Raw genomic sequence first — 13245 nt, 5'->3', positions numbered from 1 at the left:
GCCGTACCACCTCCACCCGGCCCCTGCGGCGGAGCCGGCGGGGGCCGCCGGCTCCGCCGCAGGGGCCGGGTGGAGGTGGTACGGCTGGGCGGCGACGGCGGAGAGCCGCCGGGCGGCCTCCTCCGCGCCCATCCGGTCCACGGGGTCCTTGGCGAGCAGTCCCACGAGGACGGGTGTCAGCCGGGTCTCCCGGCGGGGCGGGGCGGGCGGCTCGAAGAGCAGGGCGCTCAGGGTGGTGAGGGCGGTCTCGCGGTCGAAGGGCCCGGTGCCCTCCAGCGCGTAGTACAGGGTGGCGCCGAGCGAGAACAGGTCGCCCGCCGCGGTGGGCGGCCGGTTGTTGGCCCGCTCCGGGGCCATGAAGCGCGGGGTGCCGAGGATCTCCAGGGTCGCGGTGAGACGGGTCTCGCCCGAGCTGGGCTCCAGGGCGATGCCGTAGTCGGTGAGCATCACCCGGCCGCCGCCCTCGGTGGGGTAGGAGGGCCGCGAGCCGGGATGGGTCAGCAGGATGTTGGCCGGTTTGACGTCGCGGTGCAGGATGCCCAGCCGGTGGCCCTCCAGGAGGGCGTCGAGCACGGCCAGCCCGATCCGGGCGACCTCCGCGGGCGGCAGCGGACCGCGCTCGCGCACCACCGCCTCCAGGTCCATGGCACCGGGGACGAACTCCATGACGATCCACGGGAGGCCGTCCTCCTCCACGATGTCGTGGACGGTGACGACGTGGGGGTGGTTCCGCAGCCGGGCGGCGTGCCGGGCCTCGCCGCGGGCCCGGGCGATGCGGGAGCTCACCTCGCGTTCGGGGACACCGGGCGGCAGGACGATCTCCTTGACCGCGACCTCGCAGGCCAGCTCCTGGTCGTAGGCGAGCCACACCCGTCCCATGCCGCCGACGCCGAGCCGGCGCAGAAGCCGGTAGCGACCGGTGACCACGCGCCCGACGTCCTCGTGCGCTCCTGTCATGGCACTTCCTCGGCGAGCGGTGAAAAGCCCCTCCTCCACGTATCGCATATCGTCTGAAGTGCAGCAAATCGCCGAAAAAGTGCGCCACTCGTGCGCCTTCCCGCGACCGCAGGCTCAGCCGGCCGGGGCCCTGTGCGCACCGCCGGACACGACGGGGACGGGCAGCTCGGTGACGGACGCGGCGCCGGAGGTGCTGCGCAGCAGGAGCAGCGCGGCGTCGTCGTGCAGCTTGCCCCCGACGTGGTCCAGCAGGTCGTCGTGGAGCGCGGCCAGGGTGCGCGCGGGGTCGTCGGTGAGGTGGCGCGTGACGCGCTCGTCCAGGGGGTAGAAGCGGCGGCCGCGGTCACGGGCCTCGATGACGCCGTCGGTGTACAGCAGCAGCTGGTCGCCCTCGGAGAAGGGCAGCACCTGGAGCACCGGCTCCTCCCCGGCGAGGGCGCGCAGCCCCAGCGGCGGGACGTGGCCGGAGGACTCGACGGCGAGGACGTCGCCCCCGCGCAGCAGCAGCGGATGGGCGTGGCCGCAGTTGACGACCTCCATGCGGCCCGGGCGGGGGTGCCCGACGACGACGGCGGTGACGAAGTCGTCCGGGCCGAGGTTGCGGGCCAGGCTGCGCTCGATGCGGTCGACGACGTCGAGCAGGTCGGGCTCGTCGTAGGCGGCCTCGCGGAACACGCCCAGCACCAGGGCGGCGGTGCTCACCGCCGGCAGGCCCTTGCCGCGGACGTCGCCCACGATCAGCCGCACCCCGTACGGGGTGGGCACCAGGGCGTACAGGTCGCCGCCGATCCGGGCCTCCGCCGCGGCGGCGCTGTAGCGTACGGCCACCTGGAAGGGGCCGACGGTCTCCGGCACGGGCAGCAGCAGCGCGTGCTGCGCCGCCTCGGCGACCGACCGGACAGCCGCGAGCACGCGCTCGCGGCGCCCCCGGACCGCGGCGCCCAGCGCGCTCGCCAGGGTGACCGCGGCCAGCGCGGCCACCACGATGGCCAGCTTGTCGCCGGGCGTTCCCTTGTCGGCGCCGAGGACCGCGGCCAGCGCCACCGCGAGCATGCCCACCCGCAGGACGCACCACGGACCCCCTACGGCGGCGGCGAGTGCCGGTCCGACGGCGAGCAGAGGCAGCCAGTCGGGACCGCTGCCGCTGACGAAGGCGACGAGGGCCACCCCGCAGATGATCGCAAGGGGCGCTCCCGTGGCGACGTGCCACGTCGGCCGGCCGCCATGCCGCTGGTCCGGGGCTTGACTCATGTTCGTCCGCAATCCCTGCCTGTGCGAGGCGTCACACCGCCGATGTCCGTTTCCACCAGTTAATGGGTGTATGCACCCCAACCACAAGGGCGGGAATTTCAGATAGTGAGCGACAGGCCCCGGGTCACCCGGCTCGCCGTGGGGAGCAGCTTGGCGCGCACCTCTTCGAGGGCGGCGACCCGGTCCGCGCGCAGCGACACACCGAGCGAGCCCAGCGTGCTGCCGCTGTAGACGGGCACCGCGACGCAGACCGTCCCCAGGGCGTACTCCTCCAGGTCCATGACGGCGGGAGGGGCGGGGGCGCTCTCCAGGCACCGCAGCAGCTCCGCGCGGTGGGTGATCGTGCGCGGGGTCAGGTCGGCCAGCGGGTGACGGGAGAGGTAGTCGTTGCGGGCCTCCTCGTCCAGCTCGCGCAGCACGCACTTGCCGAGCGCGGTGGCGTGCCCCGCCTCCTCGAAGCCCACCCAGAGGTCGACCCGCGGGGTCCGGGGGCCGTCGACGATGTCCGCCACCCGGATCTCGCCGTCCTCGTAGAAGGTCAGGTAGGCGGCGGCCGACAGGTCGTCGCGCAGCGCGGCCAGCGCCGGGCGGATACGGCTGAGTGGCATCTGCGGGCGGCTCGCAGCGTGCAGGGCCTCGATCTTCTCGCCGAGGGCGAAGCCGCCGTCGGCGAGCTTGCGCACATAGCCGTCGTGGGTGAGGGTCCGCAGCAGGTGGTAGGCGGTGGCGAGCGGCAACCCGGTCTCGCGCGCCAGCTGTTTCGCCGGCACGCCGCCCTCGTGTGCGCCCACCACTTCCAGCAGGCGGAAGGCCCGCTGGACGGACGTGATGAGCGTCGGCCCGCCCTGAGCAGCCATGTTTCCAGCCTGCGCCCGCCGCCCGGCCACGGCAAGCGACGGGTGGGAGCCCGCCGCCGTACGTCTCGTACCGCTTTGCGTGGATGCCTGCGTCACCGCGTACGGCTGTGCCAGAGTGACGGCACGGCGGTGCTCACCCAGGGGGAACGGTGCCGATGGACCTCATCGTCACGACGCAGGCGCGGGACGCCGAGGACGAGCTGCGCTCGTTCCACACCTGGCTGCTGGACGACTCCTATGTGCGGCGCAACGCCAAGGTCGCCCTCCAGGGGCGCGGGCCCGCGGTAGGCCTCATCGGGGGCGTCGGCGTCGGCGGCACCCCGGAAGGCATCCGGATCGCCCTTGACAGCGGCTTCCGGCTGGCCAACCTCGCCCTCGCCTGGCGCGCCTGGCACGCGGCCCGCTCCTCGGCCCCCGAGATGACCTTCGAGCACGACGGCGTCACGGTCACCCTCTCCGGACAGGACGTCGAGACGGCGACCCGCGTCCTCGAGGCACTGCGCCCCACCGACCGGTGAGCCGCGCGGCCGGCGCGACGAGCAGTTCACGGCCACGTTGCGGAAGAGCCCGGCCACGGGCGGCTGGACCCACCTCGCCGAGGGGAACGTCGAGGGAACACCGTCACCGTGCGCCGGGAGGAACGGCTGGACCGCTGAGGGGTGTTCATGCCAAGGCGCGCACGGTGGCGGCCAGGGACCGCCAGGCCAGGTCGGAATCGGGCGTGGCGCGGTGCGGGGAGCGGAAGTCGCCGAGGAAGGAGGCGACGTCCTCCAGTCGCCAGCGCAGCCCGTACAGGGCGAGGGCGTCCGAGTCGGGGCGGCGGCCGGCCGCGTCCTGGTAGCGGTCGAGGTCCTCGGGCCCGGTGACGACCAGCCACAGGTCGCGCTCGGGCGGGGCGAGACCGACGGTGTCCCAGTCGACGAGCGCGTGCCCCGCTTCCTGCCGCAGCAGGTTGCCGGGGTGCGGCTCGCCATGGGTGACGACGTGTTCCCCTCCCGCGCGTTCGAGCGCGGCGGCACGCCGGTCGAACTCCACGAGCCGCCGCCGGAGCGCCCCGGCGTGCTCGCTCGTCAGGGCCCTCGCCCGCTCTCCGTACGGCCCCCCTTGCCAGGGGTCGCGCAATCCGGCGAGCGCCGCTTCCAGGGCGGCCCGCCCGGGGAGCGCGAGTCGTGGGCGCGGGATGGGGGCCGGGGGCGGTGTCCGGTGGAGCACGGCGAGGGTGTCCAGCAGGGCGCCGCGTCCGCACGCGTCGAGACGGTCGCCGAAGTCGCCGGCGACGCCGTCCACGTACGGGAAGACACTGACCCCGTACCGCGCGCCGATCCTGCGCACCGTGCCGCCCCCGGCGGCGGGCAGCGGGGCGACCACGAAGTCCCGGCCCGCGCGTTCCCGCAGGGCGAGTGCGGTGTCCATGGCCCGGCTCAGTCCCTCGAAGGCGGACTCGGCGTCCGCCCCGCAGTGCTGCTTGTGCGTCAGGTCGGCGACGGTGACGAACCAGCGCCGGCCGCGGGCGTCCGCCGCCGTCCAGTGGTGGTCTCCGAAGCCGACGGGCTCGTAGGTCCATGACGCGGCGTCGATCCCCCACCCGCGCAGCGCCTCGCCCAGCTCCTCCTCGCGCACTCCCTCGGGCCGTTGCCTCATGCGGCGACCCTACGGAACGGCTCCCGCCGGGGTCCAGGGCGGGGCGGCGGCAGGGGGAAAGCGCGTGCGGCATAGAGTGCTGATCATCCGTCCCCCCGGAAGGACCGACGTACATGTATGACGCACTTCTCGCCGAGACCGTGACCGTCACCGGTCACGGCGGCGACCGCATCGAGGCGTACTCCGCCCGCCCCATGGCCCCCGGTCCGTACGGCGGTGTCGTGGTGATCCACCACATGCCCGGCTACGACGACCCCACCAAGGAGATCACCCGGCGGTTCGCGGCGGAGGGCTTCGCCGCCGTCTGCCCGAACCTCTACAGCCGTGAGGCGCCCGGCGCGTCGCCGGACGACGCGGCCGCGGCGGCGCGCGCCCGGGGCGGCGTGCCCGACGAGCGGTTCCTGGGGGACGCCGCCGGCGCCGCCGAGTACCTGAGGGGCCTGCCGTCCTCCAACGGCAAGGTCGGCGTGATCGGTTACTGCTCCGGTGGCCGCCAAGCGTTCCTCGCCCTGGCCTCGCTGGACGTGCAGGCGGGCGTCGACTGCTACGGGGCCTTCGTCGCCGGCACGCCGCCCGAGGGCTTCCCGCTCCAGGTCGAGCCGATCGTGCACCTGACGAAGGACCTGCGCGGCCCCCTGCTCGGGCTGTTCGGCGCGGAGGACAGCTACCCCTCCCCCGAGCACGTCGCCGAACTGGAGGCCGAGCTCAAGGCGCAGGGCAAGCCGTACGAGTTCCACACCTACGAGAACGCCGGCCACGCCTTCTTCGCCGTGAACCGGCCGAGCTACCGCACCGAGGCGGCGGTCGACGGCTGGTCGAAGGTCCTGGCCTTCTTCAAGGAGCACCTCTGATGTGCACGTACCTCACCGAGAAGATCCGCATCGACGGCAGCGGCAAGGGCGCCCAGGGCTACTTCGGGCTGACCGAGGCCATGGTCTACGTCGACCACCCGCAGCACGCGCCGTACGAGCACACCGTCAACATCGACTTCCTCAACCCGGCCCTGGGGCCCTCGGCCCGGGTCGCCGTCGAGCTCACCGAGGAGGCGGCGCTGGCGCTGGTCGACGCGATCCGCTCCGCGCTGGCGGCGGCCCCGCCCGGGCTGGCCTCCTCCGGGCAGGCCGCACCGGCGGCGCGCTGACGGCGCGGGCCGTCACCCCGGGACCGCCACCTGGATCAGCGCGTGCGTGCCGCTGGTGCGCCACGCGGTGCCGGCGGCGTCCAGCCGGGCCACGGTCCCGGGGGCGAGCCCCGCGACGGTGTCGGACTTCAGCGTGCGCAGGGTGGCGACCGGCCCCGGGAAGTAGGCGGTGACGTCCCCGAACGGCACCGTCGGGAGCCAGAGCCGGTCGTCCACCAGGCGCCGGTAGTTGAGGTCGCCCTTCATCACCGTCAGCCGCGCGGCCGCGAAGCGTTCCCGCAGGTCGTCCGGCATGTCGCGGTAGCCGAGCGGCGCGCAGGCGAAGGGGTGCGCGGCCAGGGTGAGCCGCCCTTCGCGCAGGGCCGCGAGCAGGCGCCCGCCGATGCGGGCGGCCTCGCCGGGGGCGGCGGTCATCCGGCGCAGGCAGGACAGGACGTCCTGGGTGGTGGCGTCGGAGACGTAGTACGGGCGCGGTTTGACGAGCAGGTGGACCTCGTCGGCGCGTCCGCTCGCGAGAAGGCCGTCGACGAGGGCGAGGTCGGCCAGGACCTCGCGGGCGCTGTTGTCGGTGACCACGACGACCGTGCCGCCGTCCAGCAGGGACCACAGCCGCTCCGACTCGTCGGCGACGAGGGTGCCGGACGCCTCGGGGCCGGCCGCGTCGGCCACCATGGTGAAACCGAGGTCCGCCTGGTTGCCCCACACGGCGGCCGCGAGCAGCGCGTGTTCCCGCTCGGCGGGGGCGAGCCCGGGCAGCCCGTCCAGGGCGGCGAGGTCGGCGGCGAAGCCGGGACCGTCCAGCTCGGCGTCCTTGAACGGCGCGAACAGGTCCACGCCGTGCCACGCCCCGGCGGCGAGGTACCCGGCGGGGTCGAGCAGCCGACGGTAGAAGTACGACTCCGACCACAGGAACGGCAGTTCCGCCCACGGCCGCCCGAAACGGCCCTCGCCCCACTCCTCCCACGCCGCCAGGTCCGGCGCGTCCCGCGGCAGCGGGGCGACCGTGCCGGACCGCGACTCCTCCAGCAGCGCCGCGAAGTCCCGGCGGCGCTCCGGTCCGTACGGGACGGCGTCCAGGATGCGCCGGACCAGCACCGGGTGCCGCTCCTGGAAGACGCTGCGGGCGAAGGACCCGGGCGCGTCACAGGTGATCGGCGGCGCCTGCGCAGGCGCGGGGCCGCGGGTGTCGTCCGGGTGTGGGTGTCCACCCATGCGTCGTCGTCCTCCAGCGGTCGGGGGCGGGGCAGCGGTCGCGGGCATTCTCACAGGTAGCGGCGGGGAAGTGGCGGCACCCGGGCCGTGCGCGGGCGCACGGTACGCGGAGTTCCCCTCGGGCGGGGCTTCGGGCACGCTGTCCGCGGCGGGACGGCCGGGAGCGACGGGGAGGGCTCATGACAGGGGCGCGGCACATGGCGGCCGGGGGCGACGAGGTGCCGGTGACGGCCGTGCTGAGGGAGGTGGGGCCACGGGCGGCGGAGGTCGTCGCCGTCCTGGGCGGGCTGACCGGTCTGGGCACGGAGCACTGCCGGGCCCTCATCCGCGGGACCCCTCTCGTCGTGCTGCGGAACGCACCGAAGGAGGATGCCGAGTCGGCCGTCGCCGCGCTGCGCGCCGCCGGGGCCACCGCCGAGGTCGGAGGTCCGGAGCGGACGCCTGACCTCGACCGGGCCCTCACCTGGGGACGGGAGCGGCCGCTGCCGCCCGAGGTGGCGGGTCTGCTGCGCGAGGTGGGGGCTCCGTCGCGGCTCGCGGCCCATCTGCGGCTGGTGCACGACGTGGCCTGTGAACTGGTCGACTGGGTCCGGCAGTACGGCCCGGCCCTGGTCGTCGACCGTGAGGCCGTGCTCTTCGGCGCGGCCACCCACGACATCGGCAAGGCACTGCACGTCGCGGAGTTGTCCGGGCCGGGCAGCGCCCACGAGACGGCGGGCCGTAAGTTGCTGCGGGCGCGGGGCGTCGCGCCGCGCCTGGCGCGCTTCGCGGCGACGCACGGTTCGTGGACGGACGCGGCCGTCACCATGGAGGACCTGCTGGTGAGCGTGGCCGACAAGGTCTGGAAGGGCAAACGCGTCACGGAGCTCGAGGACCTGGTCGTCGACCGGCTGGCAGCGGCGACCGGCGCAGAACGCTGGGAGGTGTTCCTGGCGCTGGACGCGCTCCTCGGCGACATCACCGCCGACGCAGACCGCCGGCTGGCCTTCCAGGCGTCGTTCCCCGCGGTCCGGGAGGCTGGGGGTCGCGCCTGACGGGGGCCGGAGCCGGGCGGCGGGTGAGACCCTCTCCCGGTTCCGGCCACCACCGTGGACACCGCGTGGACACGGTCAGCCCAGGTGCCGCACGAAGAAGTCGGCTGCCTCCCGGCCGACCCGGACGCGGACGTCCGGGTCGGCGGGCTCCGGCGCGAAGAAGTCGTCATGGCGGACGTCGGGGCCGGCGCAGCGGACGCTCGCCGTGGGGACGTGTTCCGCGTACGGCCTGGTGTCGACGTCGTACGGGTTGACCGTGTCGGCACCGCCCCAGCGGATCCCCACCGGCACCCGCACGGCCGCCAGGCTCCGCGGGGTCACGAATCCCCCGACGCCCGGGGCCACTTGGAAGACCGCCCGCACCCGTGCGTCCGACAGGTCGGCCCCCGCTCCGTCGATCGCCCCCCGCGCCGACGGGTCGTCCGGGTACTTCTTCCGGTGCGCCTCGAGCACACCGGGGAACTCGGGGATGTCCGGTACCGGTACGGCCCCCGACAGCACGGCCCGCAGGACGTCCGGGTCGAGGCGCGCCCCGGCGAGCGCCACCGCCGTGTGGGCGCCCACGGAGAAGCCCGCCGCGCCGACCGGCCCCAACGGCTGTTCCCGGGTGAGCGCGTCGAGGGCGAAGGAGACGTCCCGTGGCCGCTCCCACACGTGGAGGAAGCCCTCCGGCTCGTAGCCGTCGACGAAGTTGTTGCCGTGGTGGTCGAGGGCCAGCACCCGGAAACCCGCCTCGCGCAACGGATCCACCAGCCACTCCATGGCGCCTCCCGAACCTCCGGTGCCGTGCGACACGACGACCAACGGGGCAGGCACGGACGGCGGTTGCTCCGGCTCCCACAGGTAGAGCCGGACAGGGCGCGGACGACCCGGCTCCCGCCAGTCCTGGCGGGACTCGTCGTACAGGACTCGTATCTGCGGCTGCTCCGGCCCGGAGATCGTCATGACGCCATCGTAGGAAACGCGACGGCCGGCCGGACCGCGGCAGGACGGGGAAGCCGTTCGCCGCGCCGACCGCCGTACGCGCGCTTCAGCAGCCGATCTCGCCCGGAACCCCTCGGTGCGCACGCTCGGGAGTCCGCGGAACCGGGCTCCGAGCAGGTGCACCGCCGGCTATCGAGATCGCCAGCCCTTCGGTCAGCCATCGGTGAGCCACCGTCATGTTCAGCACCCGCCCGCCGGTGACGGTGCCGACCAGGGCCCAATAGCGTTCCAGGCGGGGGTCGAAGCCCGACGACCTCGACACCAGTCCGTGCAGGTATGCGCGGAAGGCGGGGGTGTCCGACTCCCGGCGGGCTCGCGCATGGGCGGACACGAAGGCGTTCACCGCATCCCCGGCGCCGGGCGGCAGGCCCTGGGCCAAAGCGGCGGCCGTCGCAGCGGCGGCATCGTCGATCTCCCCGTAGAAGGCCGGGCCGTCCCTCATCTCCTCGTCGTGGTCCTGGGTCCAGCGGGTGAAACTGGGTGTGGAGATGAGCAGATGAAGCTCGGCGTAGGCCAGGACCGTAGCGGGATCGGGGTCCCGCGGCGGGTCGGGGCAGAGCATGGCGATCATGATGTCGAGCCGGCGCTTGGGCATGGCCGCGGACAGCTCGCGATACCAGTGGTCGGTGAGGGTGCGATGCGCCTGCGGGAGCCGCTGCACGCGAGAGAGGATCTCCAGACGCCGGAGCCGTTCCTCGCTCGGGGCCTCGTCCAGGGACTTGAGTGTGGCCTGGCGCCACCGCAGTTCGGTCAGTCGTTCCTGCACCGCTTCGAGCTCGGTCGCCACCAGTTCGCCGAGGGAGCGCTCACCGGTGACCACCTGCGTGATGGTCGCGATCGGAGTGTCCAGCGCCCGTAAGCGTCTGATGAGACGGATCCGTTCCCACGCTTCAGGACCGTAGCGCCGATGACCGCCGGCGCTACGGCCTGCCACGGGCAGCAGACCGCTGTCGGAGTAGTAGCGGAGGGTCTTCACCGGGACCCCCGTTCCGGCCGCGAGTTCACCGATGCTCCACGTGTCTTGCGTCACAGGCTCTTGAACCTCCAGCGCGCGGGAGGTCCTAGCGTACTGATCACCGGCCACGTCGGTCCGCACCCTCTTCCCCACCGCTCAGGCCTCGTTCCGGCCTCATGCGGCCCCGTCAGACCACGAAGGGTGGATACGCATGTCCCCCACCATGACAACACCGCGTCCAGGCCGAAGAGACAGGCTCCGTGCGGTGCTCTTCCCCTTGCTCTGCGCGGTGGCACTACTCGCGGGCACCGCCGTGCCGGCGACCGGCGCACCACCCGGTTCCCCGCACTCCGCGGGGCCGGGCGGTACCGTCGTACGGACCGACCACGGCCTGGTACGCGGCGTGTCACACGGCTCGTACACCACCTTCGACGGCATCCCCTACGCCGCACCGCCGACCGGACCGCTGCGCTGGCGCGCCCCGGTGCCCGCCGCCGCATGGCAGGGCGTCCGGGATGCGACGGCGGCGGCTGAGCGCTGTGTGCAGATGCCGGCACCAGGTGCGGGCGCGGTCCTCGGGTCGGAGGACTGCCTCTACCTCAACGTCACCATGCCGACGCGGAAGCCGGCCGGGCGGAAGCGGCCCGTACTGGTGTGGTTGCACGGCGGCGCGTTCCTTGGCGGTTCCGGCAGTGACTACGGCACCGGGCAACTGGCGGTCCGGGGTGACACGGTCGTCGTGACGGTCAACTACCGGCTGGGGATCTTCGGCTACTTCGGCCACCCCGGGTTGGGCTCCGCCCCGCCGTTCGGCCTGGCGGACCAGCAGGCCGCCCTGCGCTGGGTGCGGGCGAACGCGGAGCGCTTCGGCGGCGATCCGGGCAGTGTCACGCTCTTCGGCGAGTCCTCGGGCGCCCTCAGCATCTGTGCGCACCTCACCTCGCCGGCGGCCGCCGGACTCTTCCAGCGGGCCGTGCTCCAGAGCGGTTCCTGCCACATGTCCTTTCCACGCGGCGCTCTCGGACCCGGCACACCGGCGTACGAGCCGTTCGCCTCACAGCGCGAGGTCCAGACGGCCGGTGCGGAAGCCGCCCGGCAACTGGGCTGCACCGAGGGCGGCGGAGACGAGGTGCTGGCGTGCCTGCGCGGGCAGGGCACGGATCGCCTGGCCACCGCGCAGCTGATGCAGTCCTTCAACCGGCCCGCCTTCGGCAATCCGCTGCTGCCCGCGGCGCCGGACCAGGCGCTGGCGTCCGGACGCTTCCACCGCGTGCCGGTCGTCCAGGGCACCAACCACGACGAGATGCGGATGTTCGTCGGCCTGTCGCTCGCCGCGTTCCCGATCCGCACCGAGGACGACTACCGCGCCCGTCTGGTGGACGCCTTCGGGCCCGCAGCCCCCGCCGTCGAGGCACGGTATCCGGCAGCGCGGCACCCCACGCCCGCACTGGCCTGGGCCTCGGTGCTGACCGATCGATCCCTCACGTGCACCACACTGGCAGCCGGCCGGGCCATCGCCGCCCGTGCCCCCGGCCTCCCCCTCTACGGCTACGAGTTCAGCGATCCGGACGCCCCTGTCCTCGCCGGTCTGCCGGCGAACCCGGGCTTCCCCTACGGTGCGGCGCACGGCTTCGAGATGCCGTTCCTGTTCTCCTCCTTCCCCACCGAGCGACCGCTGACCGACGCCCAGCACGCCCTGTCCGACCGGATGGTCGACTACTGGACGGACTTCGCGCGCACCGGCAACCCGAACACCCCTGACGCCCCGCCCTGGCCTGCCCTGCACCCTTCGTCACCTCTCGCGCGGTCGGTGCAGTCGTTGGCTCCCGGACCAGGCGGAATCCACCCCGTCGACGCGTACTCCGCCCACCACTGCTCGTTCTGGGACCGCCTGCCTCGGTGAGCCTCCGCGCGATCGGCTCCGGATCGGCTCCGGATCGGGCGGCATCGGCGGCGCCACACCGGGTACGCGACGCAGCACGGCAATGTCCGTGGCACCCCCGAACGCTTCCTCCGGAAGGAGTCGAAACGATGGGCTGGTGGCGAAGCGCCGCTTGCGCAGACGAGGATCCGGAACTGTTCTTCCCGGTCAGCTCCTCAGGCCCGGGCGCGGGGCAGGAAGCCCGCGCCAAAGCGGTCTGCGAGAGGTGTCCGGTGGTCGGCGACTGCCTCGAGTGGGCACTCAGTACCGGCCAGTCCCCCGGCATCTGGGGCGGTACGTCCGAGGAGGAGCGCCGCGCGCTGCGCCGCCGTGCCGCCCGCAGCGGGTGAGCGGTCCCCCGCCCCGATGCCGTCCCCCCTGTGGGCCCACCCGCGGACGGCACCCGCCCTGACCCGGACGCCCCGGACGCCCCGGCCGGGGCGTCCGGGGGCTCACGCGGCCGTCAGACGCGGCGGCGCCGGGTCAGCGGCGACGGCCGCGCCGGCGCCGGGCGCCCGCACGGCGGGCCGGACCCGGCAGGCGGACCGCCACGAACAGGGTGACCAGCCACGTCACCACGAAGGCGCAGACGACCGCGAGCAGCGTCGTGACGGTCGCGGCGATCAGCAGCCCGAAACACACGATCGCCAGCAGCGCCAGCAGCAGGGCGCGTGGCCGTCGCAACAGGTCAGCCGGCCCCGGGCCCGGCCGTGGGTCCGGCTCCGGGTCCAAGCGCATCGTGCGCAACTGACGTTCCAGCACGTCGTCGTCGCGCAACAGGTCCTCGATCTCCGCCAGCGCACGCCGTTCGCGCTCCGTGAGCCCCGAACCCTCCATCACCGCCCCCTCCACCACCCGCCCATGCCTGTTCCTTACCCCGAATGGCGGAAGGGATGAGGGGTACTCGGTCGCGGAGTCGCAGAATGTCCGGTGTCGTGACGGAGGGATCCCGATCATGTTGATGGCCCATCCCGTGGTTCTGCACATGCTGGTCGAGCAGTACGAGACGCTGCGGGCCGCGAACGCCGACGACGGCGGATCCGAGGCGCGCATCCGGGTGGAGGACGTGGCGTACACGCTGTGCGTCGCCACGGGGACCACGGACGTGGAGGCCGCGCTGGCCGCCGCCCGCAACAGGCTGCCGGGGGCACGGCCGGCGGACGGTCGGGGCCACGGTTCCTCAGGCGGGGCCGCGTGAGCGGCGGGCTCCCGGGTACGCGCCCCTCAGCCGAAACGGCCCGAACCGGGAGGAACGCATGACGACGAACGCCACGCCCCCCAACGATCCGGTG

15 protein-coding genes are annotated in these 13245 nt (G+C 73.9%); 7 read left to right on the top strand and 8 right to left on the bottom strand.

Annotated features, from left to right (window positions below; all coding sequences use genetic code 11):
- The 3 genes from PV350_RS37725 to PV350_RS37715 all read right to left on the bottom strand — a co-directional run.
- Positions 1–957 (bottom strand): serine/threonine-protein kinase (locus tag PV350_RS37725; protein ID WP_500337975.1); only part of this gene is annotated, 957 nt, incomplete at its 3' end.
- 114 nt (positions 958–1071) lie between these two features.
- Entirely contained in the window at positions 1072–2208 is a 1137-nt protein-coding gene (locus tag PV350_RS37720; RefSeq protein ID WP_500337973.1) for a PP2C family protein-serine/threonine phosphatase, read from the bottom strand.
- A gap of 98 nt (positions 2209–2306) precedes the next feature.
- Positions 2307–3065, bottom strand: coding sequence for an IclR family transcriptional regulator (locus PV350_RS37715; RefSeq protein ID WP_499515674.1), 759 nt, complete (start codon positions 3063–3065; stop codon positions 2307–2309).
- 155 nt (positions 3066–3220) lie between these two features.
- Here PV350_RS37715 and PV350_RS37710 point away from each other — a divergent pair, with 155 nt between their 5' ends.
- Complete coding sequence (locus PV350_RS37710; RefSeq protein ID WP_499515673.1) at positions 3221–3583, top strand: effector-associated constant component EACC1; 363 nt, start codon at positions 3221–3223, stop codon at positions 3581–3583.
- Between the two features lie 145 nt (positions 3584–3728).
- Here PV350_RS37710 and PV350_RS37705 read toward each other — a convergent pair whose 3' ends face one another.
- Positions 3729–4706: a phosphotransferase gene (locus tag PV350_RS37705; protein WP_500337971.1), complete on the bottom strand. Its 978-nt coding sequence runs from the start codon at positions 4704–4706 to the stop codon at positions 3729–3731.
- 113 nt (positions 4707–4819) lie between these two features.
- On the opposite strand from PV350_RS37705, the gene PV350_RS37700 reads away from it, so the two are divergent.
- Together PV350_RS37700 and PV350_RS37695 are read left to right on the top strand one after the other, a co-directional pair.
- Positions 4820–5557, top strand: coding sequence for a dienelactone hydrolase family protein (locus PV350_RS37700; RefSeq protein WP_499515671.1), 738 nt, complete (start codon positions 4820–4822; stop codon positions 5555–5557).
- A complete protein-coding gene (locus PV350_RS37695; RefSeq protein ID WP_354800525.1) occupies positions 5557–5847 on the top strand; it encodes a DUF6295 family protein in 291 nt (96 codons plus the stop codon). The genes PV350_RS37700 and PV350_RS37695 overlap by 1 nt, the downstream gene beginning before the upstream one ends.
- 12 nt (positions 5848–5859) lie before the next feature.
- Here the strand turns inward: PV350_RS37695 and PV350_RS37690 are convergent, their stop codons facing one another.
- On the bottom strand, positions 5860–7059 hold the full coding sequence (locus tag PV350_RS37690) for a damage-control phosphatase ARMT1 family protein (protein ID WP_500337970.1): 1200 nt from the start codon (positions 7057–7059) through the stop codon (positions 5860–5862).
- 179 nt (positions 7060–7238) lie between these two features.
- Here PV350_RS37690 and PV350_RS37685 point away from each other — a divergent pair, with 179 nt between their 5' ends.
- Complete coding sequence (locus tag PV350_RS37685) at positions 7239–8093, top strand: ribosomal protein L7/L12 (RefSeq protein ID WP_500337969.1); 855 nt, start codon at positions 7239–7241, stop codon at positions 8091–8093.
- Between the two features lie 75 nt (positions 8094–8168).
- On the opposite strand, the gene PV350_RS37680 is transcribed toward PV350_RS37685, so the two are convergent.
- Both PV350_RS37680 and PV350_RS37675 read right to left on the bottom strand, forming a co-directional pair.
- Positions 8169–9038 (bottom strand): alpha/beta hydrolase family protein, encoded by an 870-nt coding sequence (locus PV350_RS37680; RefSeq protein WP_499515668.1) that lies wholly within the window; start codon positions 9036–9038, stop codon positions 8169–8171.
- An 85-nt stretch (positions 9039–9123) separates the two neighbouring features.
- Positions 9124–10107 (bottom strand): MerR family transcriptional regulator, encoded by a 984-nt coding sequence (locus PV350_RS37675; protein WP_500337976.1) that lies wholly within the window; start codon positions 10105–10107, stop codon positions 9124–9126.
- A gap of 190 nt (positions 10108–10297) precedes the next feature.
- Between PV350_RS37675 and PV350_RS37670 the strand changes: the two genes are divergently transcribed.
- Positions 10298–11935, top strand: coding sequence for a carboxylesterase/lipase family protein (locus PV350_RS37670; RefSeq protein ID WP_500337967.1), 1638 nt, complete (start codon positions 10298–10300; stop codon positions 11933–11935).
- A gap of 128 nt (positions 11936–12063) precedes the next feature.
- Positions 12064–12303, top strand: a complete 240-nt coding sequence (locus PV350_RS37665) for a WhiB family transcriptional regulator (RefSeq protein ID WP_499515665.1) — start codon at positions 12064–12066, stop codon at positions 12301–12303.
- Between the two features lie 133 nt (positions 12304–12436).
- On the opposite strand, the gene PV350_RS37660 is transcribed toward PV350_RS37665, so the two are convergent.
- Positions 12437–12790 carry a DUF3040 domain-containing protein gene (locus PV350_RS37660; protein ID WP_500326379.1) on the bottom strand — a complete coding sequence of 118 codons (354 nt, stop codon included), beginning with the start codon at positions 12788–12790 and terminating at the stop codon, positions 12437–12439.
- A gap of 118 nt (positions 12791–12908) precedes the next feature.
- Here PV350_RS37660 and PV350_RS37655 point away from each other — a divergent pair, with 118 nt between their 5' ends.
- The gene (locus PV350_RS37655; protein WP_500337965.1) at positions 12909–13151 is read left to right on the top strand and encodes a DUF5133 domain-containing protein; all 243 of its coding nucleotides are present in this window, start codon (positions 12909–12911) and stop codon (positions 13149–13151) included.
- Positions 13152–13245 lie beyond the last annotated feature (94 nt).

Origin of the sequence: Streptomyces sp. PA03-6a (assembly GCF_033792765.1) — a bacterium.
Lineage (GTDB): Bacteria > Actinomycetota > Actinomycetes > Streptomycetales > Streptomycetaceae > Actinacidiphila.
The sequence above is the reverse complement of the archived record's forward strand: the minus strand, read 5'-3'. Positions and strand labels throughout refer to the sequence as shown.

Bases quoted from the DNA above. Each gene is read 5' to 3' on its own strand.
- PV350_RS37655 (WP_500337965.1), top strand. From the start codon at position 12,909: ATGTTGATGGCCCATCCCGTGGTTCTGCACATGCTGGTCGAGCAGTAC.
- PV350_RS37665 (WP_499515665.1), top strand. From the start codon at position 12,064: ATGGGCTGGTGGCGAAGCGCCGCTTGCGCAGACGAGGATCCGGAACTG.
- PV350_RS37690 (WP_500337970.1), bottom strand. From the start codon at position 7,059: ATGGGTGGACACCCACACCCGGACGACACCCGCGGCCCCGCGCCTGCG.
- PV350_RS37685 (WP_500337969.1), top strand. From the start codon at position 7,239: ATGACAGGGGCGCGGCACATGGCGGCCGGGGGCGACGAGGTGCCGGTG.
- PV350_RS37695 (WP_354800525.1), top strand. From the start codon at position 5,557: ATGTGCACGTACCTCACCGAGAAGATCCGCATCGACGGCAGCGGCAAG.
- PV350_RS37720 (WP_500337973.1), bottom strand. From the start codon at position 2,208: ATGAGTCAAGCCCCGGACCAGCGGCATGGCGGCCGGCCGACGTGGCAC.
- PV350_RS37705 (WP_500337971.1), bottom strand. From the start codon at position 4,706: ATGAGGCAACGGCCCGAGGGAGTGCGCGAGGAGGAGCTGGGCGAGGCG.
- PV350_RS37710 (WP_499515673.1), top strand. From the start codon at position 3,221: ATGGACCTCATCGTCACGACGCAGGCGCGGGACGCCGAGGACGAGCTG.
- PV350_RS37680 (WP_499515668.1), bottom strand. From the start codon at position 9,038: ATGACGATCTCCGGGCCGGAGCAGCCGCAGATACGAGTCCTGTACGAC.
- PV350_RS37660 (WP_500326379.1), bottom strand. From the start codon at position 12,790: ATGGAGGGTTCGGGGCTCACGGAGCGCGAACGGCGTGCGCTGGCGGAG.
- PV350_RS37700 (WP_499515671.1), top strand. From the start codon at position 4,820: ATGTATGACGCACTTCTCGCCGAGACCGTGACCGTCACCGGTCACGGC.
- PV350_RS37715 (WP_499515674.1), bottom strand. From the start codon at position 3,065: ATGGCTGCTCAGGGCGGGCCGACGCTCATCACGTCCGTCCAGCGGGCC.